Source organism: Saccharopolyspora sp. NFXS83 (assembly GCF_026241095.1).
Lineage (GTDB): Bacteria > Actinomycetota > Actinomycetes > Mycobacteriales > Pseudonocardiaceae > Saccharopolyspora_C.
Window position 1 is genome coordinate 121,090 of sequence record NZ_JAPFGB010000007.1, and the last position, 21,498, is coordinate 142,587.

At 69.8% G+C, this 21,498-nt stretch carries 22 protein-coding genes and 1 pseudogene; 15 read left to right on the forward strand and 8 right to left on the reverse strand.

The window, feature by feature from the left end; all coding sequences use genetic code 11:
- Positions 1 to 143 precede the first annotated feature (143 nt).
- From OOZ19_RS10180 to OOZ19_RS10210, 7 genes are all read left to right on the forward strand, one after another.
- On the forward strand, positions 144 to 371 hold the full coding sequence (locus OOZ19_RS10180; RefSeq protein WP_266089812.1) for a citrate synthase family protein: 228 nt from the start codon (positions 144 to 146) through the stop codon (positions 369 to 371).
- 97 nt (positions 372 to 468) lie between these two features.
- Positions 469 to 711, forward strand: coding sequence for a GNAT family N-acetyltransferase (locus OOZ19_RS10185; protein WP_266089813.1), 243 nt, complete (start codon positions 469 to 471; stop codon positions 709 to 711).
- 480 nt (positions 712 to 1,191) lie between these two features.
- Positions 1,192 to 1,947 (forward strand): SDR family NAD(P)-dependent oxidoreductase, encoded by a 756-nt coding sequence (locus OOZ19_RS10190; RefSeq protein ID WP_266089814.1) that lies wholly within the window; start codon positions 1,192 to 1,194, stop codon positions 1,945 to 1,947.
- A 216-nt stretch (positions 1,948 to 2,163) separates the two neighbouring features.
- Complete coding sequence (gene dgoD, locus OOZ19_RS10195; protein ID WP_266089815.1) at positions 2,164 to 3,309, forward strand: galactonate dehydratase; 1,146 nt, start codon at positions 2,164 to 2,166, stop codon at positions 3,307 to 3,309.
- 14 nt (positions 3,310 to 3,323) lie between these two features.
- Complete coding sequence (locus tag OOZ19_RS10200) at positions 3,324 to 3,965, forward strand: bifunctional 4-hydroxy-2-oxoglutarate aldolase/2-dehydro-3-deoxy-phosphogluconate aldolase (protein WP_266089816.1); 642 nt, start codon at positions 3,324 to 3,326, stop codon at positions 3,963 to 3,965.
- The gene (locus OOZ19_RS10205) at positions 3,962 to 4,879 is read left to right on the forward strand and encodes a sugar kinase (RefSeq protein WP_266089817.1); all 918 of its coding nucleotides are present in this window, start codon (positions 3,962 to 3,964) and stop codon (positions 4,877 to 4,879) included. Before OOZ19_RS10200 ends, OOZ19_RS10205 begins: the two co-directional genes overlap by 4 nt.
- Positions 4,876 to 5,748, forward strand: coding sequence for an SMP-30/gluconolactonase/LRE family protein (locus OOZ19_RS10210; RefSeq protein WP_266089818.1), 873 nt, complete (start codon positions 4,876 to 4,878; stop codon positions 5,746 to 5,748). The genes OOZ19_RS10205 and OOZ19_RS10210 overlap by 4 nt, the downstream gene beginning before the upstream one ends.
- A 130-nt stretch (positions 5,749 to 5,878) precedes the next feature.
- Here the strand turns inward: OOZ19_RS10210 and OOZ19_RS10215 are convergent, their stop codons facing one another.
- Positions 5,879 to 6,625 carry a FadR/GntR family transcriptional regulator gene (locus OOZ19_RS10215; RefSeq protein WP_266089819.1) on the reverse strand — a complete coding sequence of 249 codons (747 nt, stop codon included), beginning with the start codon at positions 6,623 to 6,625 and terminating at the stop codon, positions 5,879 to 5,881.
- Positions 6,626 to 7,027: 402 nt separating this feature from the next.
- Here OOZ19_RS10215 and OOZ19_RS10220 point away from each other — a divergent pair, with 402 nt between their 5' ends.
- The 3 genes from OOZ19_RS10220 to OOZ19_RS10230 all read left to right on the forward strand — a co-directional run bounded on the left by OOZ19_RS10220 (position 7,028) and on the right by OOZ19_RS10230 (position 10,993).
- Complete coding sequence (locus OOZ19_RS10220) at positions 7,028 to 8,359, forward strand: MFS transporter (RefSeq protein WP_266089820.1); 1,332 nt, start codon at positions 7,028 to 7,030, stop codon at positions 8,357 to 8,359.
- A 205-nt stretch (positions 8,360 to 8,564) separates the two neighbouring features.
- Positions 8,565 to 9,665, forward strand: coding sequence for a zinc-dependent alcohol dehydrogenase family protein (locus OOZ19_RS10225; protein ID WP_266089821.1), 1,101 nt, complete (start codon positions 8,565 to 8,567; stop codon positions 9,663 to 9,665).
- A 38-nt stretch (positions 9,666 to 9,703) separates the two neighbouring features.
- The gene (locus tag OOZ19_RS10230) at positions 9,704 to 10,993 is read left to right on the forward strand and encodes a DUF4380 domain-containing protein (RefSeq protein WP_266089822.1); all 1,290 of its coding nucleotides are present in this window, start codon (positions 9,704 to 9,706) and stop codon (positions 10,991 to 10,993) included.
- A 367-nt stretch (positions 10,994 to 11,360) separates the two neighbouring features.
- Here the strand turns inward: OOZ19_RS10230 and OOZ19_RS10235 are convergent, their stop codons facing one another.
- Both OOZ19_RS10235 and OOZ19_RS10240 read right to left on the reverse strand, forming a co-directional pair.
- Complete coding sequence (locus OOZ19_RS10235) at positions 11,361 to 11,681, reverse strand: hypothetical protein (protein ID WP_266089958.1); 321 nt, start codon at positions 11,679 to 11,681, stop codon at positions 11,361 to 11,363.
- Positions 11,682 to 11,818: 137 nt separating this feature from the next.
- A complete protein-coding gene (locus tag OOZ19_RS10240) occupies positions 11,819 to 12,001 on the reverse strand; it encodes a BTAD domain-containing putative transcriptional regulator (RefSeq protein ID WP_266089823.1) in 183 nt (60 codons plus the stop codon).
- Between the two features lie 116 nt (positions 12,002 to 12,117).
- On the opposite strand from OOZ19_RS10240, the gene OOZ19_RS10245 reads away from it, so the two are divergent.
- Together OOZ19_RS10245 and OOZ19_RS10250 are read left to right on the forward strand one after the other, a co-directional pair.
- Positions 12,118 to 12,501, forward strand: coding sequence for an MmcQ/YjbR family DNA-binding protein (locus OOZ19_RS10245; RefSeq protein WP_266089824.1), 384 nt, complete (start codon positions 12,118 to 12,120; stop codon positions 12,499 to 12,501).
- 8 nt (positions 12,502 to 12,509) lie between these two features.
- Positions 12,510 to 12,872 carry an MmcQ/YjbR family DNA-binding protein gene (locus OOZ19_RS10250; protein ID WP_266089825.1) on the forward strand — a complete coding sequence of 121 codons (363 nt, stop codon included), beginning with the start codon at positions 12,510 to 12,512 and terminating at the stop codon, positions 12,870 to 12,872.
- Here the strand turns inward: OOZ19_RS10250 and OOZ19_RS10255 are convergent.
- The 3 genes from OOZ19_RS10255 to OOZ19_RS10265 all read right to left on the reverse strand — a co-directional run bounded on the left by OOZ19_RS10255 (position 12,787) and on the right by OOZ19_RS10265 (position 14,723).
- On the reverse strand, positions 12,787 to 13,215 hold the full coding sequence (locus OOZ19_RS10255; protein WP_266089953.1) for a CoA transferase: 429 nt from the start codon (positions 13,213 to 13,215) through the stop codon (positions 12,787 to 12,789). The two genes, OOZ19_RS10250 and OOZ19_RS10255, sit on opposite strands and share 86 nt — an antisense overlap.
- A gap of 384 nt (positions 13,216 to 13,599) precedes the next feature.
- On the reverse strand, positions 13,600 to 13,890 hold the full coding sequence (locus tag OOZ19_RS10260; protein WP_266089826.1) for a hypothetical protein: 291 nt from the start codon (positions 13,888 to 13,890) through the stop codon (positions 13,600 to 13,602).
- A 362-nt stretch (positions 13,891 to 14,252) separates the two neighbouring features.
- Positions 14,253 to 14,723 (reverse strand): hypothetical protein, encoded by a 471-nt coding sequence (locus tag OOZ19_RS10265; RefSeq protein WP_266089827.1) that lies wholly within the window; start codon positions 14,721 to 14,723, stop codon positions 14,253 to 14,255.
- Between the two features lie 146 nt (positions 14,724 to 14,869).
- Between OOZ19_RS10265 and OOZ19_RS10270 the strand changes: the two are divergent.
- Positions 14,870 to 15,663, forward strand: a pseudogene (locus OOZ19_RS10270) (transposase family protein).
- Positions 15,664 to 15,865: 202 nt separating this feature from the next.
- On the opposite strand, the gene OOZ19_RS10275 reads toward OOZ19_RS10270, so the two are convergent.
- The gene (locus OOZ19_RS10275; RefSeq protein ID WP_266089828.1) at positions 15,866 to 16,789 is read right to left on the reverse strand and encodes a sugar-binding transcriptional regulator; all 924 of its coding nucleotides are present in this window, start codon (positions 16,787 to 16,789) and stop codon (positions 15,866 to 15,868) included.
- Positions 16,790 to 17,378: 589 nt separating this feature from the next.
- On the opposite strand from OOZ19_RS10275, the gene OOZ19_RS10280 reads away from it, so the two are divergent.
- Positions 17,379 to 18,470 (forward strand): alcohol dehydrogenase catalytic domain-containing protein, encoded by a 1,092-nt coding sequence (locus tag OOZ19_RS10280; RefSeq protein WP_266089829.1) that lies wholly within the window; start codon positions 17,379 to 17,381, stop codon positions 18,468 to 18,470.
- Positions 18,471 to 18,484: 14 nt separating this feature from the next.
- Positions 18,485 to 19,792 (forward strand): RbtT/DalT/CsbX family MFS transporter, encoded by a 1,308-nt coding sequence (locus tag OOZ19_RS10285; protein ID WP_266089830.1) that lies wholly within the window; start codon positions 18,485 to 18,487, stop codon positions 19,790 to 19,792.
- Positions 19,793 to 20,319: 527 nt separating this feature from the next.
- Here OOZ19_RS10285 and OOZ19_RS10290 read toward each other — a convergent pair.
- A complete protein-coding gene (locus tag OOZ19_RS10290; RefSeq protein ID WP_266089831.1) occupies positions 20,320 to 21,294 on the reverse strand; it encodes a 3-oxoacyl-ACP synthase III family protein in 975 nt (324 codons plus the stop codon).
- Between the last annotated feature and the right edge of the window lie 204 nt (positions 21,295 to 21,498).

Below are 21,498 nucleotides of genomic sequence, written 5' to 3' on the forward strand. Positions count from 1 at the left end.
CGGGTTTTTCCTGAAGCGCCGCGCCACGGTGCCGGCATCGGTCACCCGGTGCACAAGCCGGTCGACCCGCGAGCCGAGAAGCGGTTCGCGGTCGCAGCCGAGCACGGCATCGACCCGGCCGGCGAACGACTCGTGCGCGCGCCGTGCGGGTGGCGGCCGAGCACCGCACCGGCAAGGTGCTGCGGGTCAACGTCACCGGTGCGATCGGGGTGATCTCCACCGCGATGGACCTGCCCCTGCACGTGGTTCGCGGCCTAGGTGTCATGGCGCGGGCGATCGGTCTCGTCGGCCACCTCGCCGAGGAGGGCGACCGGCCGATCGCCGGCCGGATCTGGCGCGAAGCCGAGGAGCGTGCCGCGCAACGGGACTGAGCGGCGAGAGCACACACTCACGACGATCATCGTCTTAGTTCCATTCTTCTCCCCGGTCGTGTCGAAAGAGGGCAGCGTTGATCGCCCGCGGAAGCTGATGGTGCGACCGGAACAGCAGCGGGCGGGTGCGAGGCGGCGGTTACTTGCGCGGGCGGAGGAGCAGGCCCGGCACCTCGGCCTCCGCCAGCTCGTGCCCGCCACGCACGGCGGCACCGCCCTGCCGGACTTCTACCGGCGGCAGAACTGGATCGAAGCCGGACGGTTCCCCGCCGCTCTCCAGGTCACACCCGGCGACTTCCGCGACGAGCACTGGTTCCAGTACGACCTGGTGACCCGGTGATGACGTTCGTCCGCACCTCGTCGCGGCGTGAATGAGCACGGTGCGCCACATCCACGTGGACGACCTCTCCCAAGACGCCCAAGCGGTCGCCGGGCGGCTTGCCGATTGCGTGACGGCGCACGAAGCGGCCGGCCAAGGCGCGGCCGTCGTAGGTACGGCGTTCGGTCGCGGGGTCGGCGCTGCCGAAGCCTCGCCGACCGGCCGGCTTCCGCTGCCGACCGTGAACCGCGGACCCGGCCCCAATCAGATATTAATTACTAAATAATATTGACACTGGAATCGCTACGAGCAAGACTGCGTGGCGGGCGGGCGAGCAGGTGACGGGCGGAGCGTCGCGCCATCGGCGGCGGCACCGGAGAAGACCGTCGGCTGCCGCCGCCCTGAGTCGCAAGCGAGGCTGCCGGGCGGCGTTCGCGGTTTCGCCACGGCAGCAGTGAACGGGTTGGCAGGCACGGCCCGCGAGCAGGAGGAGGCACGGGGATGAGCGGGCGACTGGACGGCCGCGTCGCGGTGGTCACCGGTGGGGCGCAGGGAATCGGCGAGGCGACCGCGCGCAGGCTGGTCGCGGAGGACGCCGCCGTCGCCGTGCTCGACATCGCCGATCGAGCGCACGCCGTCGCTGAGCGGATCCGGGACGAAGGCGGGCGGGCGATCGCGGTGCGCTGCGACGTCAGTTCCGAGAGCGACTGGGCCGAAGCCGTTCGACGCTGCCGGGCCGAGCTGGGCCCGGTGGACGTGCTCGTCAGCAACGCCTTCGCGGTCGACGTGTCGCCCGCGCACGAGACGAGCCTCGCGTCGTGGGAGCGGCAGTTGTCGGTCAACCTCACCGGCACCTTCCTCGGTTTCCGCGCCTGCCTGGCCGACCTGTCCCGCGCCGGCGCAGGGGCGGTGGTGCTGACGTCGTCCGTGCACGCGCTCGTCGGGCTGCCGGGCAGACCCGCTTATGCCGCGAGCAAGGCGGCGATCACCGGTTTGGCCCGCCAGCTCGCCGTCGAGTACGGAACCGTGCTGCGCGTCAACTCCGTGCTGCCAGGTCCGGTGCTCACCGCGGCCTGGGACGGCATCGACGAGTCCGATCGCCGTCGGAGCGCAGAGGAGACCGCGGTGCGGAGGCTGGGGCGCCCCGAAGAGGTCGCCGCGGCCATCGCGTTCCTCGCGAGCGACGACGCATCGTTCGTCACCGGCGCCGCGCTGACCGTGGACGGTGGTTGGAGCGTTTACAAGAAGTCGTCATGACCGTCGCGGCGAGCGTGAAACGAGACTGCGCTCGCAACTGCGGCAGGGGAAGGCACGGGCGCCGCCCTCGACGCGCATCGCATCCGGGGAGATCGGCTGGACGAGGCCGTCGAACTCGGCTCGGCCGGCCGCGCCGGCCAGGACCACGACCGCCGTCCGAGGGCGGCCGACGACGTCGCCCATCGGCGGCACCGAAGAGAAAGAGATGCACTCCCAGTGAAGATCACCTCCGTAGAGACGTTCCTGGTACCGCCGAGGTGGCTGTTCTGCCGAGTGGCCACCGACGAGGGCGTCGTCGGCTGGGGCGAGCCCGTCGTCGAAGGCAGGGCGGAGACGGTCCGCGCGGCGGTGGACGAATTGTCCGAGCTGCTCGTCGGGCGTGATCCGCGCCGCGTCGAGGACCTCTGGCAGCTGCTCAGCAAGGCGGCCTTCTACCGCGGAGGCCCCGTGCTGTCGAGCGCCGTGGCCGGGTTGGACCAGGCCTTGTGGGACATCCTCGGCAAATCGCTCGGAGTCCCGGTGCACCAGCTGCTGGGCGGGGCGGTGCGCGACGAGGTTCGGGTCTACGCCTGGGTCGGCGGTGACGATCCCTCCGCCGTCGCCGAGGCCGCGTCCGAACAGGTCGAGGCGGGGCTCACCGCGGTCAAGATGAACGCCTCCGGCCGCATGGGCCGGATGCCCAGCCGCGCCGAGGTCGACGACGTGCTCGCGCGCCTCTCGGCCGTGCGCGAGGTCATCGGCGACGCACGGGACGTGGCGGTGGACTTCCACGGCCGGTTCGGCGTGGCAGCGGCTCGACGGGTGCTGCCCGAATTGGCGCCGCTGCACCCGCTGTTCGCGGAGGAACCGGTGCTGCCCGAGTTCGCGCACCGCCTAGGCGACGTGGTGTCGGCGAGCTCCGTCCCCGTCGCGTGCGGGGAACGCCTCTACTCGCGCACCGACTTCCTGCCCGCGTTGCAGGCCGGAATCGCGGTCGCACAGCCGGACCTCTCGCACGCGGGCGGCATCTCCGAGGTCCGCCGCATCGCTTCGCTGGCCGAGACGTTCGACGCACTGCTCGCCCCGCACTGTCCACTGGGGCCGATCGCGCTCGCGGCGAGCCTGCAGGTCGCGTTCGCGACTCCGAACTTCCTCATCCAGGAGCAGAGCATCGGCATCCACTACAACGCCGGCGCCGAACTGCTCGACTACGTCCTCGACCGCCGCCCCTTCGCGTTCCCGCACGGCGCGATCGAACGCTGGGACGCGCCAGGGCTCGGGGTGGAAGTCGACGAGGAGGCAGTGCGGAAGGCCGACGAGCGCGGCCACCGGTGGCGACCGCCGGTGTGGCGGCACAACGACGGCTCGTTCGCCGAATGGTGAGAGGAGAAGCGGTGATGGACTCGAGGGAACTGACGAGCCTGCTGGCCGAGCACCGGCTGCTGGCGATCATCAGGGGCAGCGACCCGGCCGCGTGCCGACGCACCGCGGAGGTGCTCGTCGAGGCCGGGGTGCGGCTGCTGGAGGTGTCGTTGACGTCGGCGGACGCGCTCGGTGTGCTCAGCGGGATCAGCGCGACGCTCGGCGCGGAGGCCCACATCGGCGCGGGCACCGTGCTCACCGCCGACGACGCGCGCAACGCCCAAGCGGCCGGGGCGACGTTCGCCGTCACCCCGGCTCTCGCGGACGGAACGACGACCGCGATCGAGCTGGGCATGCCGGTGCTGGCGGGCGCGATGACCCCGACCGAGGTGCTCGCCGCTGATCGTGCGGGTGCCGCCGCGGTGAAGCTGTTCCCGGCAGGCGGCCTGGGGCCCGGCTACGTCAAGGCGCTGCGGGACCCGTTCCCCGGACTGCACTTCGTGCCGGTCGGCGGGATCGGCCTCGCCGACGTTTCCGGTTACCTCCGAGCGGGTGCGCTCGCGGTGGGCATCGGCAGCCCGCTGTCCGGGGACGCGCCGCACGGCGGCGACCTGGGCGCGCTGCGGGCGCGGGCCCGGGAGTTCGTCGCAGCCGCGGGCGAAGGGAGCGGGACGTGACCGAAGTCGTGACCCTCGGCGAGACGATGGTGGCGATGCACGCGGAAGGGCTGCTGCGGCTCGGCACCACGCTGCGCACGTCGATCGCCGGCGCCGAGTCCAACGTCGCGATCGGGTTGGCCCGGCTCGGACGCCGGGTCCGCTGGGCAGGACGAGTAGGTCGCGACGAGCCTGGCGAGCTGGTGCTGCGCACGTTGCGGGCCGAGGGCATCGATGTGTCTGCTGTGGAACACGATGACGCGCCGACCGGGCTGATCCTGTTCGAGCAGCGGCTGCCCGACGTCACGAGGGTGCAGTACTACCGAACGGGCTCGGCCGGTTCCCAGCTCGGCGAGGACGACGCAGTGGCCGCGTTCGGCGAAGGCGTGCGACTGGTGCACCTGAGCGGCATCACCCCGGCGCTGGGCGACGGCCCCCGCTCGGCCGTGCGCGCGGCGTTGCGCCGAGCGCACGAGATCGGCGCCGAGGTGTCGTTCGACGTGAACTTCCGCTCGAGGCTCTGGTCCGCCGCCGAGGCGGCCGATGCGCTCACCCCGCTCGCCAGGCAGGCGCACATCGTCATCGGGTCAGCGGAGGAGCTGGACCTCGTCGGTGGCCCCGAGCGCCTGCTCTCAACCGGAGTGCGCGAGGTGGTGACCAAGCTCGGGGCGCAGGGCGCGTCGGCCGTCACCGCGGACGGGGAATGGAGCGCGCCGGGCCACAGCGTCCCCGTCGTGGACTCCGTCGGTGCGGGCGACGCGTTCACCGCCGGGTACCTGTCCGCATTCCTCGACGGCCTCGGCGTGCCGGACCGCCTCGCGCGCGGCAACGCCTGCGGTGCTTTCGCCGTCGCGACCTCCGGCGACTGGGAGGGCTGCCCGACGCGAACCGAGCTGGGGCTGCTCGGCGCCGGAGAGGGGACGGTGCTGCGATGACCGGCAGCGGCGAACTCGTGTGGACGGCGTGGCCCGGCGAGCGGTTCGAACTCGGCGAGGGCCTGCGGCACTTCGACGGCGGTCTCGTCATGGTCGACATCCTCAGCGGACGGTTGCTCGGCCTGCCGCAGACCGCGGACGCTCCGGCTCGCGTGCTGGCACGCCTCGCGGAACCGCTCGGCGCGGTCGCGCCGCTGGCCGGTGGCGGTTGGATCGCGGCGGCGGGGACCGGTATCGCCGTGCTCGGCAGCGGTGCCGTGCGCTGGCTGGGCCGGCCTGAGGACGACGCCGCGACGCCCATGCGCATGAACGACGGGGCGGCCGACCCGCACGGCCGCTTCTGGGCCGGGTCGATGGCCTACGACAACGAGCCGGGTGCCGGATCGTTGTACCGCGTGGACCTCGATGGGACGGTGCACCGGGTGCTCGACGGGCTCACCGTGCCCAACGGGCCCGCTTTCGACGCGGACGGCGTCACGATGTACCTCGCCGACAGCGCGCACGGGGTCATCCGCCGTTGCACCGTCGACCCGGAGACCGGCGGGATTGACGACGTCGCGGAGTTCGCCACGGTGTCGGACGCGAGCCCGGACGGCATGGCAGTCGACGCCGAGGGCCATCTGTGGTCGGCGATCTGGGGCGCGGGGCAGGTCCACCGGTACGCGCCGGACGGCGCACTCGATCGGAAGATCACGCTGCCCGCCGTCCAACCGACGAGCGTGTGCTTGACCGGAACCCGGCTCGTCGTCACGACGGCGTCCATAGGCCTCGCGGATCCCGCGGACGCGGACGGCGCCGTGCTCGCGGCACCGCTGCCGGTCGCGGGCCTTCCAGCGTGCGTCGCCAAGATCATCGATCAGCCGCGCTGAAGACCTCGATCGAACAGCCACGCGTCCCCCGAGCGTTCTGATCACTCGGCGCCGGGAGGGCCGGGTAACGGCACCGACGTTCGCCGCTGACCGAGCGAACCTCAGCACGGCCCACGCGACCCGCGCGGAGTCACGTACCCGCGGAGGCCGTGGAAGTCGCCGCTCCCCCGGCACCGCTCGTCGAACGACTCCGAACCGCGCGGTCGAAGTCGGTGGCCGCCTTGGCCAACAGGTCGGCCATGGCGATCGACGCCTGCTCCGGGTCACGTTCCCGGATGGCGTCCAAGACGGCCCGGTGACTCGGAACCGGATCATCGGCCGAACCGTGAGGGGTGTGCACGATGGCGTCGCGCGCACGCAGAACCGGCTCCATCAGCTGGTGCAGACGCGCGAGCATCTCGTTCCCCGAAGCGGTCAGCAACGCACTGTGGAACGCGGAATCTGCGGCGGCGGCATCGGCTTCAGCAGTGCCCATGACTGCCAGGCGTTCCTCCAGGGCCGCCAGGTCCGCGTCCGTGCGGCGCTCCGCGGCGCACCGGACCGCGGCGGGTTCGACGATCGCGCGCAGCTCCGCGAAGTCGCGCAGCAGCGCATCACCTTGACCCCCGGCCAGTCGCCAACGGACCACGTCAGCATCGAGCATGTTCCACTCGGCGCGCGGGCGCACGAACGTGCCGCGCTTCTGCCTGGCGGCGACGAGCCCCTTGCCCGCCAACACTTTCAGGGACTCGCGGATCACGGTGAGACTGACGTCCAGCTCCTGGGAGAGCAACCTCAGGTCGAGCGTGCCGCCGCTGGCGGGCTCACCACCGGCGATGCGAGAGCCGAGCGTCTCCACGATCTGCCCGTGTACCCCCCGACCTGCGTGCGACGTCATCAGTGCTTTCCCTCCTCGAGATTAAATATTAAAAGAGTACTTCGGCCGCGAGTCGCTCGACATCGACCCCTGGCGAGCCGACATCGCGCAGCGTTGCCCCTTCACTGATTTCCTCGCGGGGCATTCGGCTCGGATCCCGAGCCGGGAAGGTACCGCTCCGGCCGGGCCGCGACGATGAGCGGCAGCCACCTTCCAGCGCCGACGGGGCCGACGCCCCCCGGTGGGCGCCTCGCCGGCGCCCGTGCCCGAGCAGCGTTCGGCGATGCACCGGAGCACCGGACGTGTTCCACGTCACCATTGAGCCCACCCATTAATTCATATTTAATGACCCGGTCACGACGGAGTGCACCTGGATCCCCGGCACCCGGGGACGAGGGGCGGAGCGGTAAGAGAGATCTCAGCATGGGAATGACCTCGGACGGCCCCGGTCAGCACGGCAACCCCACCTGGTTGGAGCGGATCGGCATCCCGCGGCAACTGCGCTGGGGATACCTCGCCGTCCTGATCTTCATGATCGGTGACGGAGTCGAATCCAACTACCTCGAGCCGTACCTGACCGGCTGGGGCCTCAGCGCCCAGTCCGCGGGGCTGGTCATCAGCGTGTACGGCGCCTTCGTGGCGCTGGGCTCCTGGTTCTCCGGCGTGCTGTCGAACCTGTGGGGGCCGCGCCGGGTGATGCGGTTGGGCGCCGCGATCTGGCTCGTGTTCGAGGTCCTCTTCCTCGTGGTCGCGCTGCCCAGCGGGAACGAATTGCTCGTGTACGTCTGCTACGGGCTGCGCGGAGTGGCGTACCCGCTGTTCGCCTACGCGTTCCTGCTCTGGATCCAGCTGACCAGCTCCCAGGAGACCCGTGGTTCCGCGGCCGGGTGGTTCTGGTTCGCCTACAGCGCGGGATTGCCCACGGTCGGTTCCGCCATCGCCGCGATCAGCATTCCCTTCATGGGCCCCTACGCGACGTTCTGGCTCTCCTTCGTGCTGGTCGCGATCGGCGGGCTGATCGGTTCCTTCGCCGTCCGCGAAGCGCGAGGCACCCGGCCGATGGTGGACACCACGGCTCCAGGGCACAGCGCGCGCGCCGAGCTGCTTCGCGGGATCAGCGTGCTGCGCCGGTACCCGCGCACCGGGGTCGCGGCACTGGTTCGGATGATCAACACGACGCCGTACTTCGGGTTCTTCGTCTTCCTCCCGTCGTTCTTCAGCGACCGGATCGGCCTCAGCACGTCCCAGTACCTCGCCCTGGTGACCTTCATGGGCGTCATCGGGATCCTCGCCGACCCCGTCTTCGGGAAGCTCAGCGACCGGATCGGCTGGCGGCACACCATCGCCTGGGCGGGCGGGGTCGGGTGCGCCGCAGGCGTCCTGGTCCTCTACTGGGTTCCGCAACTCGCGCCGGGGAACTACGCCGTGGCGCTGGCGGCGACGGTGCTCTACGGCATCATGCTCGCCGGCTACATCCCGTTGTCCGCGCTGCTCCCAGCGCTCGTTCCGGAACAGGACAAGGGCAACGCGATGGGCATCTACAGCCTCGCGGCCGGCCTGTCCACGTTCGTCGGCCCGCTCACCTACGTCCTGCTCGACCCGCTTCTGGGGCACACCGGCGTGGTGCTGGTCTACGCCGCCATGTACGTGGCCGGTGCCGTGCTGACCTGGAAGTACCTGGTCACCGATGAAGACCCCGGTGAGCAGCGCCGCCCCACCGCGGTGGCCGCCCGGAACGTCCCCCGCGCCGGGTAGCCATCGAAAGCAGCGGTTCACCACCACGGGGACCGTGCGGAGCGGGCGCCGCCACCAGCGCGACGGCCACGACCCGGGGTGGTTCGGCACCCGCGATCCGCAGCGCTCGGCCGCGAGTTCGGTGACCTCCGGAAGTCAGTACGAGCGCCTCAGCCGCCACCGGTGTCCCCTGGGCCCACCGACCGACAACATCTAGGAACCACGCATGGACACGAACACCGGTACCAACACCAGCGACGCGAGCTTCGCCTCGGCCGTACCCACCGCCATGACCGGAGCGTTCCTGCCCGGCGACGGCACCGTCGAGCTGCGCGAAACGCCGCTTCCGCGCCCCGGACCCGGGCAGGTGCTGCTGCGCGTCCGGGCTTCCGGAATCTGCGGCAGCGACATCCACTACATCTACAACGGGCACGTAGGAGAAGGAGGCGCCGCCTACCGGGGAGTGGTCGCCGGACACGAACCCGCCGGTGAGGTCGTCCACACCGGGCCGGGCTGCGAGCGCCTCCGCGCCGGTGATCGCGTCGCCGTCTACCACATCTCCGGCTGCGGACAGTGCGACGAATGCTCCCGCGGCTACTTCATCGGCTGCACGTCCGAGTCGCGAGCGGCCTACGGCTGGCAGCGCGACGGCGGGCACGCGCCTTACCTGATCGCCGACGAGCGGACCTGCGTGCTGCTCCCGGAACCGCTGACCTTCGTGGACGGCGCGTTCATCGCCTGCGGCATCGGCACCGTGTACGAAGCGCTCACCCGCATCGCGGTCAACGGGGCCGACCGGCTGCTGGTGACCGGGCTCGGCCCGGTCGGTGCAGCCGCGGCGCTGGTGGCACGCGCACTCGGGGTGCGGACCGTGTACGGCGCCGAGGTGGTGCCCGAGCGGATGGAGTGGGCGCGCGGGCTGGACTTGTTCGACGCGGTGCTGGATTCGCGCGACCGGCCGCTGGAGGAGATCGACCGGCTCACCGCGGGCACCGGGGTGGAGGCCGCCGTGGACTGCTCGGGACATCCCGCCGCACGCACGACCGCGCTGAAGGCCCTGCGGGTGCGTGGACGGTTGGCGCTGGTCGGGGAAGGAGGCCAGATGACCCTCGACGTCTCCGACGACGTGCTGCACAAGCAGGTGCTGATCTCCGGGTCCTGGGTCACCTCCGTCCACGGCATGACGCAGCTCGCCGAATTGCTCGCCCGGCAGAACCTGCACCCGGACCGGCTGGTCGCCGAGCGTTTTCCGCAGTCCCAGGCGGGCCGCGCGTACGAGGCGGCGGCAGGACGCGCCGCGGGCAAGGTCTGCCTGGTCTTCGACTGAACCAGCCGATTCCGCGCACAGAGGGGAGCAACCGCGACATGAGCCGCGAGCACCGCGCACGGGCGGTTCGCCGCCGAGTCGGCGGCCACACCGTGATCGACCTCGGCAACGAGCGGCTGGCCCTCGTGCTGGCTCCTGAGCTCGGTGGCCGCATCCTGTCCCTCCGGCTGGACGGCCGGGAATTCCTGCACCGCTCGCCGGAACTGCTGGACGACCACTGCGGCGCGCGCGATCCCGCGACGGTCGCCGCGCACGGTGGGCGGATGCAGGACTGGCGCAACTGGGGAGGGGACAAGACATGGCCCGCGCCGCAGGGGTGGTCAGGCCCGCAGGAGTGGGCCGGGCCGCCCGATCCCGTGCTCGATTCCGGCGAGTACGAAGCGCGGATCGAGCACGACCCGGACGGCGATTCCGCTCGGGTCGTGCTGACCAGCGCACCTGATCCGCGCACCGGTCTGCGGCTGCGCCGGGACATCTCGCTCAGCGCGGGACGCACGGATTACCGTCTGCGGCTCACCGCGACCAACACCACCGACGGGCCGGTGCGCTGGGCGATCTGGAACGTCGCACAACTCCCCGGGCACCCGTCCGAACGCGACGGCGACGGGGTGTGGATCGGTCTCGACGGCGAGCCGGGGTATGGCCCCGCCTCGACACCGCTGGTCGCGGGTACCGGGAATCCGCGCGTCGAGCAGCCGCGGCCAGGCGTCGCGCACGTGCCGACGCAGGATGTCGTCGGCAAGGTCGGCTTCCCGGCCGCTTCCGGGTGGATCGCGCACACCGGCCCGGCCGGTACCTGGGTGCACCGGTTCCCGGTGGATCGCGACGCCACCTACCCGGACGGCGGATCCCGAGCCGAGGTCTGGCTGGAGCATCCGCTCACCGAACCGCTGGGCCACTTGGGCGGCCTGCGCCCCGCGCACCGCATCGTCGAATGCGAAGTCCTCGGACCGCTCGTGGAGCTGGAGCCGGGTGCCTCGACCGAACTGGCCACGTCGGTGGTGCTGGGACCGCACGGCGGTGAGGTGACCGCAGTCGGTGCCTCGGGTTGGTGGAACGAACCGTTGCGCGCGCTGTCGGTGGGCGACGGGACACGCTTGACCGGTCGCTTCGTCCCGTGCGCTGACAACGCGACGCCGATCGGCATCCGCGTGGTCGCTGACGGGACGGAATTGACCACCCACCGCACGGAGATCCCGGTTCGAGCGGGTGAGCCCGTGGAACTCGACGATCTGGCACCGCTGCGCGCAGTGCCACGAGGTTCGGTGATCGAGGTGCTGTCCGATGATTTCGCCGAACAGCCCGCGGGCCGCATCGAACTTCCCTGATCCGGCCACGAACCCCGGCAGAGCGAGCTCCGCGCAAGCCCGCAAACCGGAGTGAATGAAACCAGACCTGCCCGAGATGAGAACCAGGTCAAGAAGGGCCGGCCCCGCGCACTCGGGGATGGTCGGAACTCCGGCGCGGTTCCGGTTATGGCGCTGACGGTTCCGATGTGGAACTCGACGCCGTAGCTCTCGGCGCCGGCTCGTCCGGCGGCCAGGCAGTACGAAGGGGTACGTCACGTGCCATGAGACGACAGCTCCGTTGCGGCGCAACGGAAGCAGAAGATATGTCGCAGGTCTGTCGTGACCGGAGAAAGGAGAAGACCGGTGGGCCGCAACCAAAGCGGCCCACAGGTCCACGGGTGCAAACTCAGGCGTCTACGTACTCCGCCAGGTGCTCTCCGGTGTGGGTGGAGCGCTTGGTGACGAGCTCGGCCGACGTGTCCTCGAAGACGATCTGACCACCGTCGTGGCCCGCGCCTGGACCGAGGTCGATGATCCAGTCCGAACGACGGGAACTTTCCCCTGGACCGCCGATTCCCTGAAGAATGGGCAGCCGCGCCGGACCGAGGAAACGAAGGATCCGCCGCAGTTCCGATACCGAGACCACCACAGCAACTCCCCCATCGGCGGCCGGGGCGGGTTTTTTGGGCCGGATGCAGCTGGTGAAAGCGGCCCTCGTGCTGACCATGCTTCTTGACTGGGAAAGAAGCATGGTCAACCAAGGTTTCATGAGAAGCCGGGTTGAGGAGTCCTTCGCACGAGGCGACCTGCGTCCGTCGCCACGGTCCCGGCACCGTGGGATCTCCGCGATCGCCCCAGAACGGTTCACTGGGCGTCCCGGCTCGGTTCCCGGTCCACGTCGACGTGCACATCCGATGCGAGAATCGATCGGTGCAGGTACTCGAGAGCTCGGCACGGCTCGATCCCCCACTCCTGGTTGATCACCGTGCGCGCCGACGTGTACGCGTGCAACGCCTCCGCTTTCAAGGAGTGTCGCCTGTCGGCCACCACATGTCCGCAGTTCACCGGTTTAGTCGCCGAGCGTCTGGGAAGAGTGGAAGGGCAGACGGCCGACCCGTCGGAAGACGCCTTCAGCGGCCAGAGCAGGAGGGAGTTTGAGAACCTTGGACGGAGAGACCTTGCTGAAGACCGCGGCCGACTGCGCCGACGAGCTGCCCGGGGCCGACCTGGAGCACCCCTTCGGTGCTGACTGGGACGTCTTCAAGGTGCGCGGCAAGGTCTTCATGCTGATGACCGAGGTCCCCGGGCGCCCCGTCGTGATCCTCAAATCGGACCCCGGCGAGGCACTTGCCCTTCGCGAGCAGTACGAGAACATCACCCCGGGATACCACATGAACAAGAAGCACTGGATCACGCTGGAGAGCGGAGACGCCATCGAAGAACAGCTGGTCAAGGAGCTGGTGACCGAGTCCTACCGCCTGGTGGTCGATGGGCTCCCGAAGTCCCGGCAACCGGTCGATCCGCACACGTACGGCCGCGGGTCCTGATCTGCGTCGTGGCAGCAATCGGCGAGCAGCTCCAGGACACCGCGCGTGAAACGGCCCGCGCGCTGCCGGGGGTCACTCACGGGCGCCCGTTCACCGAGCAACTGGACGTCTACAAGGTGGCGGGCAAGGTCTTCCTGATCATCACGGACGACCCGGGCGAGCTCATCGTCACCGTGAAGGCGGAACCGGAGTACGGTCGGCTGCTGCGAGGTCGGCACACCTCGATCACTCCGGGCCGCTACCTCGACAAACGGCACTGGATCTCCCTGGGAACCGGCCCGGACGTCACCCGGGAGCTGGTCGCCGAACTCGTCGACGATTCCTACCACTTGGTTCTGGAAACGCTTCCGCGGAAGCGTCGTCCTGGATGACCATCCCGCGCCCCGACGGTCGAGACGGCCTCCTCAGGTCAGAACCTCGGAGTCCCTCTCCGGTTTCGGGCCTCCAACTGCGGATGTTCGGCGGCTCCTCAACGGCGCGCATCCGGGTGTTGGCGACCTGAGCACGTTCCAGCCGCTCAACGACCTCCTCCACGGTGAGCTCACCGAAGACGGCTCGACGGCCTTGGTGAGCTCCTGTGAGTTGTCGATCCGGGTTCGTCGCGAACCGCGAATCCACCGCCAGAACGGGATTTTCCAGCACGATCTCGCACAGCTTGCACCACTCGCGGTCGTTCTGGACCGCGAGGAAGGCCTGCGATCCGAACCATCGGATACCAGTCTGAAAGTGCTTTCAGCACCGCTTTTCGGCGCGTTGCCGGGGTGTCACCGCGGGAGTTCCGCGCCTCCCTGCACGCGCAGCCGCGGGACCGCCGGTCCGGGAACCGGCAATGATCACTCGGCCGTCCGCGAGCAGGCCGGCGTTGCGCGGCTTCCCACGCCTCGCGGGTGCACCAAAAGAAGAGCCGCAAGAGCACGACCCTCCCCTTTTTTCATTGCCCGAGAAAGCACTCTGCCCGCTCTGGTCATCAGCGGGACGAAGTGGTCAGGACATCGTCCGAGCGCCGGCCCGGTACGGGGGTGGGACGGAATCCCGCACGACGAAGGGGCCGGTCGCGCCCCACCGCCGGACCGACGGCGGAGCGCGACCGGGCCGGCGTCATCGCCGTGCGAGCTCGCAGGCTGCTCCGGCGTGCTCCGGTGTCACTTGCAGGCTCTGCAGTTGAGTGATGCAAAACTCCGGCTTGGGGAACGGTCCCGAACCCATGTTGCAGGCGTTCTCCACCCCGGCGCCGATGACGTAACCGGCTCCCGAGAGGTAGGTCTTGCAATCCTCGGCGGTCGCCTGAGCCGGAAGCGCCGTAACGAACGGGATGGCCGCCGCCGAGACGAGCACGCCGAGAGCTGCACCTAAACGTCGTTTCATTCGTTCTCCCCAGTTAGTGATCACTGCCGCGCAGAAGCTAACGCACAGCTACTTTTACCCACGCCAATATCCCAAAGACGTCACTCGATTGGAGCAGTATTCGTACCGCTTGGAGCAAGCGGAATGCGGACTTGGCGACGTCAGTGAGCCATTTCCACTTGGGTTCAGCCGACGTGGATGAGGGCCTGAACAGCGTTGATCAGCAGGGATGCGTGGTGTGTGCGTGCCGCGATGGTGATCGCCTCGCTCAGCCCGGCCGCGCGGGCCGACAAGGGTGCTTACCGCGCACATCCGGGATTTCGACTGCGGGTGGATGAGGTGGCTCGCTCCCGGCAGGTGACGCCGCACGCGCTGGCCTGTGGCAGTCGCACGCGCCAGACGGAATGTTATGGCCGTCGTCGGCTCACGCGGCGCTGCGATCTCCGCCCGTGCCACGCTGCTGCAGGGACACCGGCCACGAGAGGACCGATGGTCCACGCCAGCACTCCGCTGGTCACGTGCTCTGATCCGGTGATCGCAGCCGTGAGCACCACGCCACCGAAGACCGCGACAACCGCCGCCTCAATCCCGGCGAGATGCCGCACTCCGCTCGCTGCGGCGATACCGAATCCCGTGCCGAAGACCGCTCCGAGCACGCTACCCACCGGGACGGTGACTACGATGGCCACCGCCACCAACCCAGAGAATCCCGACGCGCCCGGTGCCGATCCCGCACTTAGCAGCGGCTCCACGAGCGCGCCGAGTCCTATCATCAGTGCGTAGACCACCCCAGCAGCGGCGCCGAGCACCACACCGTCGCCGGTGCTGCGCAAGAGGATGACTCCGCGCCCTATTCGCGGTTTCAGCGGATCGCGCACGGCACGCACCTCGTCTCCGGGCGACACGAATGCACCCCAACCCGACTGCACTCCCGCGGCGACGTAGTAGACCGTGTTGGCCGACGTTACGAGCCCATGTGGTGAGAACCAAGCCGAAGACGGCTTTCGCGTCCAGGAGTTTCGAGGTGCTTTCTTACCCGTCAGGGATGTCGGTGTCCAGTCGCGCGCTGACCATGCTGGCCGAGGCATTACGGCACGAACGGCGGCAACGCCGAACGCGCTGGCGGCGGCCGGAAACGGGCCAGCAGGCGTTGTTGGTGCTGGCTTACCCGCGCAAAGGCGAGACCTACGCCGACCTCGCGATCGGATTCGGCATCGGCGTGACCACGGTGTTCCGCTATATCCGCGAGGCCCTGGAGGTGCTGGCCGCACGGGCGGCTGAACTGATGAGGCGATCACCATCGCGGCACGCAAAGCGTTCGTCATCATCGACGGAACGCTCCTGCGCATCGACCGGGTCGGCATGGCCCCGGGTCGAGATCGACCGTTCTACTCGGGAAAACACAAACGGCACGGGGTGAACGTGCAGGTCATCGCGGATCGTGCGGGGAGACTTATCTGGACCTCAGCTGCGCTACCTGGTGCCCGTCACGACAGGGGTGCGGCCCGCGAACACGGACTGATCGATGCCCTCGCGACAGCCGAGATCCGAGTCATCGCCGATAACGCCTATCGCGGCGCCGGCGAAAACCTGAAAACCCCGCAACGCCGCCGAGCACGCGAGAACGACCTCGACCAGCGCCCACGGCTGTCAGCAAACCAGAAAGCCGTCAACTCCGCCCATGCTCCGCTCCGCGGACCCGGCGAACGAGCCAACGCACAGCTCAAGAGCTGGAAAATCCTGCGTCGGATCCGAACCTGCCCATACCACGTAACCCTGCTGATCAACGCTATTCAGGCCCTCATCCACGTCGGCTGAACCCAAGTGGAAAAGGCTCAGTGCTCAGCCGTCACGAACGCGGCTGCCGTGATCGGTGGACCGTCCCGCTTGCGCTGCCGCGGCCGGTTGAGGGCGCAGTCGAGTGACACGCCCCTTCGAACTCGGATATCCGCCTCGACACCACTAGGAAGAATTCTCCGGGGAACGAAACCCGCATTCGCGTGCGCCGCACTTCCGCCGATCATCCGAGCGACAGCAGCTCCTCGGCCGCGGTGGCGTCGGTGACGAGGCCGTGGATGAGGCCGGACCGGATCGCGGCGAGCATGGCTTTGATCTTCGTGGCGCCGCCTCCGACCGCGATGACCTCGGGGACCTTGCGCAGGAGTTCCGCCGGGATGGCGATGCAGCGGTCTTCGAGCCCACCGACCACCCCGCCCTGCGCGTTGAGCAGCGTCCCGCACACTTCGGCCTGCACGCCCTTGGCGAGCAGCGCCCGCCGCTCCTCGACGGGCAGCGAGTCGTGCATCTTCGAATCGGGCGGATCCCAGCTGCCGACCCCGACCACCGCGCGGGTCACCGTCCGGTGCAGCTCCAGCGCGCGGGCGATCCCGGACTGGCTGCGCAGTCCGCGGGCCGTCGCGGTGTCGGCGACGACGAACGGCGCGTAGATCGGAGTCGCCGGGCCGCCGTTGACCGCCGACACCTGCCGCACCAGCTCGACGGTGTTCTCCGAGACGGAGCCCGCGACACCCGTCAGCTGGACCACCGGGCACGTCGCCAACCTGGTGAGCGCGGCGGGAATCGAGCCGAGCGTGCGCCCCCAGGCGACACCGAGGCAGTCGTCCTCGGTGACCACGTCGGCGAGCAGGTCGGCGGCGACCTGCCCGAGCTGGCGCCGACGCGTCGAAGGATCGTCGGCCGTGACGACGGCGAGCGCGCGTTCGAGCCCGAAGTGGCGGCGAAGCCGGTCCGAGAGGTCGGCGTCCACACCGGACGGGAGCTCGACGGTGATCCGCACGATGCCCTCGGCGTGCGCCGCGTCGAGCAGCCTCGCGACCTGGAACCGCGACAGCGCCAGTTCGTCCGCGATCTGGGACTTGGTCTGCTTCTCGAAGTAGTGCTTCGTCGCGACGAGCGCGGCCAGCATCTGGCGCTCCGGACCCACCTGGCCTCCCGACTGCCGCCCACGACCGCTCATTTGAGCGGACGGTGTTGACTGATGAGCGGCGCGGGTCGGAAGGTTAGCACTTCGTCGACATCGGGGTCAGACGTGCGAGGAGAGCAGTGCACGGCAACGCGACAGGACCGGCTGGTCGAAGCCGGGCCAGGCGGCGGGGACGAACCACCGCCGACGCTCGACGCTGCCCGAAGCCTCTCCGCGAGCGCACGGCGGCCCACGAGCGCCCGGCTGATCGCCGCCGCGGCGGCTCGGCAAGGCCGAGCTCCTCCCGCACCTCGCTGCCCCTCCCCCTAGATCGGGCGAGGCGGCACCCTGGCGGCAGTGGCGGCGATACCGCGGAACCGAACCGCACGGGACGATGCCGGAGGCGGCGGACTTCTCCGATGAATCCGCCGGTCCGGCAGGTCCCGACCGCGAAGGCTTCCGCGCCACCGGCGGTCCGCGGCGCGCTGCGCGTCGGCGGTGGCGGGCGCTCACCTCGCCGCCGTGGCCCGCAGCCGGCCCCGGGAACGAAGAGGACCTGCCGCTCCGGCGAGCGGGTCGAGCGATTGTGATGGAACCACTGGAGGCAAAGGTGCCGAACCCCATTCCCAGCCGGATGACGGCTGTCGTCGTCCACGGCCCGGAGGACTACCGCCTGGAAGAGGTGGACGTCCCCCGACCGGCCGCGGGCGAACTGCTGATAGAGGTAGAAGCGGTCGGCGTCTGCGCCAGCGACCTGAAGTGCTACCACGGCGCGGCGAAGTTCTGGGGCGATGAGAACCGCGCCGCATGGGCGCAGAAGGGCATCACTCCCGGGCACGAGTTCGTCGGGACCATCGTCGCCGGTGATCAGGAGGCGCTGGGCCACCACAAGGTCGAGATCGGCGACCGGATCGCCTGCGAGCAGATCGTGCCCTGCGAGGAGTGCCGCTACTGCCGCCGCGGCCAGTACTGGATGTGCGGGCCGCACGACATGTTCGGCTTCCGCAACTACAACGGCGCCATGGCCCAGTACACGCTGGTGCCGAAGAAGGCGCGGGCGCACAAGGTCTCGCACGACCTGAAGCCGGAGCACGCGGCCTACGCCGAACCGCTCTCGTGCGCGCTGCACGCGGTGGAACGGGCGGACATCAGCTTCGGCGACGTGGTGGTCGTGGCCGGCTGCGGGCCCATCGGCCTGGGTCTGATCGCCGGGGCCCGGCAGAAGAACCCGATGACGCTGGTGGCGCTCGACCTCGACGACGACAAGCTCGAACTGGGCCGCCGCTGCGGGGCCGACGTCACGTTCAACCCCGCGAAGGAAGACGTGGTCGCCAAGGTCGCGGAGCTGACCGAGGGCTACGGCGCCGACGTCTACCTGGAAGGCACCGGCGCCACTCCGGCGGTCGGGCAGGGCCTGAACCTGCTGCGCAAGCTCGGGACCTACGTGGAGTACTCGGTCTTCGGCTCGGACGTGACGGTCGACTGGTCGATCATCTCCGACGACAAGGAGCTCAACGTCCTCGGCGCGCACCTCGGGCCGCACTGCTGGCCCGCCGCGATCAAGCTGCTGGAGCAGGGGAAGATCCCGGTCGACGAGATCTGCACCCACCAGTTCGGCTTGAGCGATTTCCAGCAAGCCCTGGACCTGGTCGCCGACACCTCGGGTGCGTCGGTGAAGGTCTCGATCCTGCCCAACGCGTGAAGGCGGAGAACACCATGACCGACACCGCCACCGCGCAGCGCGAGACATTCCTCGACAGGATCGGCATCCCGCATTCCCTGCGCTGGGGATTCGTCGCGGTGCTGATCTTCATGACCGGCAACGGGACCGAGACCAACTTCATCTCCCCGCACGTCGAGGCGGTGCTGGGCAGTCCCGCCACCACCGTCAGCACGATCATCTCGATGTACGGCGTGTCGGTGCTGGTGGGCAGCTACCTCTCCGGGGTGCTGGCCGACCTGTGGGGCCCGCGCCGCGTGATGCAGCTCGGTGTCGTCGTGTGGGTCGTGTTCGAGCTGCTGTTCCTGGCCAGCCTCGCCCTGGGCAGCCTTCCGCTGGTGTTCCTGACCTACTTCCTGCGCGGGTTCGGCTATCCGCTGTTCGCGTTCGCGTTCCTGGTGTGGGTCAACGTCGTCACCCCGGTGGAGCGCAACGGCAAGGCCGTCGGCTGGTTCTACGTGATGTTCACCGGCGGCCTGCCGACGCTGGGCTCGCTGTACGCGCTGGGCATGATCCCCGCCTTCGGCGGCGGCACGGGCGGCGAGACCGGGGCGATGGTGGCCTCGATCGCCCTCGTGGTGATCGGGTTCCTGATCGCCCAGTTCGCCGTCCACGAGCCGCGGGGCGACCGCCGCGTCGCTTCGGCGGAGCTGTCGACCACCGAGGTGCTCACCGCGGGCCTGCTGCTGACCGCACGCCGGCCGAAGATCCTGATGGGCTTCCTGGTGCGGCTGATCAACACCGCGCCGCAGTACGGCATGTTCATCATCCTGCCGACGGTGATCGCCGACGAGCTCGGCTGGGGCCAGTCCCGCTGGCTGATCATGACGACGCTGGTCTACGCGTCGAACATCCTGCTCAACGCCGTGTTCGGCGCCATCGGTGACAAGTGGGGCTGGCGGCGCACCGTGCAGTGGTTCGGCGTCTTCGGGTCCGCGCTCGGCCTGCTCGCCTGGTGGTACGTGGCGCACCTCGTGCCCGCGGGCTCGACGTGGGGATTCTGGGCCGCGACCGCCGCGGGCTGCCTGTTCGGCGCGCTGCTGGCCGGGTTCGTGCCGATGGGCGCGATCATGCCGGCGCTCGCCCCGGAGCAGAAGGGCGCCGCGATGGCCATGTACACCACCGCGGCGGGCGGCGCGGCCTTCCTCGGCGCGGCCGTTCCGGCCGTCGTCCTGGCCGTCGGCCTCGGGAACGCGAGCGTGGTGTGGGCGTTCGTCCTGCTCTACGTCGCCGCCTTCGTGATGGTCGGTTACCTGAAGGTCCCGGAGGACGAGAACCGCTCGGCGGTGGCCGCGAGCCGCTGATCGAGTCCGGCCGATCCCCCCGCAGGTCCGCTCGTGGTCCCTTCGACCACGGGCGGACCTGCGTCGTTGCGCACCCGGCCGATCGGGCTGGTGCACCATCCTCACGAGATCACCCGGCCGCTTCCGCCGGTGGAGAGCTCCACGAGATCGCTCGGCGGCTCGCACCCGTGCGATGACGCTCCTGCGCACTGCGACCGGGACCTTCGCCGACGGGTCTCGCCCTTCCGGTGGTCATCGGGTGCTTCGAAGTCCGCCCTGCCGCATCCCGTTCTCCGCGAATCGAATCGCGAACGTCGACGACCGGTTGGTGGATCGGCGCACACCTGCCCAGGGCGGATCGGATCGTCTTTCACGACGAAGGATCGCGAGTTCTCCCGGCACCGCCACATGAACCTGAACGCAAGATGTCCGGATGGCGGGATGCACGGGTCGAGCAGCGCCGTTCGGAGGGATCGGCATTTCGAAGTGAGGCGGTCACCCAGCGTCGGCGAAGCCGCGACGGCGCTTGTGCTCCGAGCGCCGCGGGCTCATAACCGCAGCAAGGCCACCGCCACCGACATTCCGCCTCCGAAGGTCGCCAGCAGCGCGATCGACCCTGGTTCGACGCCGGGGCTGCGGCGCGCCTGGTCCAAGGTGATCGCCGCCGAGGCGGCGCCGGTGTTGCCGTAGCGCTCGACGGTGGTGTGCAGCCGGGCCCCGGTGAGGCCGAGGTCGTCGACCAAGGTCCGGATCAGATTCCCGTTGCCCTGATGGGTGATCACGTGGTCGACGTCGTCCCGGGTCAGGTCGAGGTCCGCGAGCAGTCGGTCCACCTCCGGCGGCACTCGGCTGCGGACGAAGTCCACGACCTCGCGGCCGTCCATGCGGAAGTGGTGCAGCCCCGCCTCGACCGTCTCGATGCTGGTCGGCACCCGGCTGCCGCCCGCCTCGACCCGCACGACCCCGGCCAGCTCGCCGTAGGACGACAGCCGGGCCCCGAGCACGCTGCGATCGCCGGACGCCGGGCCGATCACCGCCGCGCCCGCGCCGTCGCCGAGCAGCACCGCGGTCCGCCGATCGGTGGGGTCGATGACGCGGGAGTAGACCTCGGCGGCGATCACCAGGGCGGTGCCGCCGTCGGCGACGTAGCGTCGGGCGAGGTCGAGGGCGAAGACGAAGCCGCTGCAGACCGCGTTGAGGTCGAAGGCCGCCGCCCGCTCGGGCGCGCCGAGCCGATGGGCGACGACCGCGGCGGTCGGTGGCTGCGGCGAATCCGGCGTGGAGGTCGCGACGACCACGAGGGACAGGTCGGCGACATCGGTGCCCGCCGCTTCCAGCGCGCGGCGGGCCGCGGCGACGGCGAGATCGGAGGTGGCGTCGCCAGGTGCGGCGTAGCGCCGCTCGCGGATGCCGGTCTTGCGCCGGATCCACTCGTCGTCGACGCCCGCGGGCGCCCCCACGGTTGCGTTGTCGACGACCTGCGCCGGCACGTGGGAACCCGTCCCCACCACTCCGACACCCATTGATGACCTCCCGGACCGCACCCGGCCACATGCATCGGAATTCATTTCCGCAAACATTTCGAGAATCAATTTTCGCGCCCGCGAATGGGAGGATAACATGCCATTTTGGTATATTCCACCCCGCCGACAGGTGGACTTCTCGGGGCTTTTATATTATGAGTCTTCCCTGGCCGTGCCACTCGTGAGGGGTTTCCCCTTTTTTCC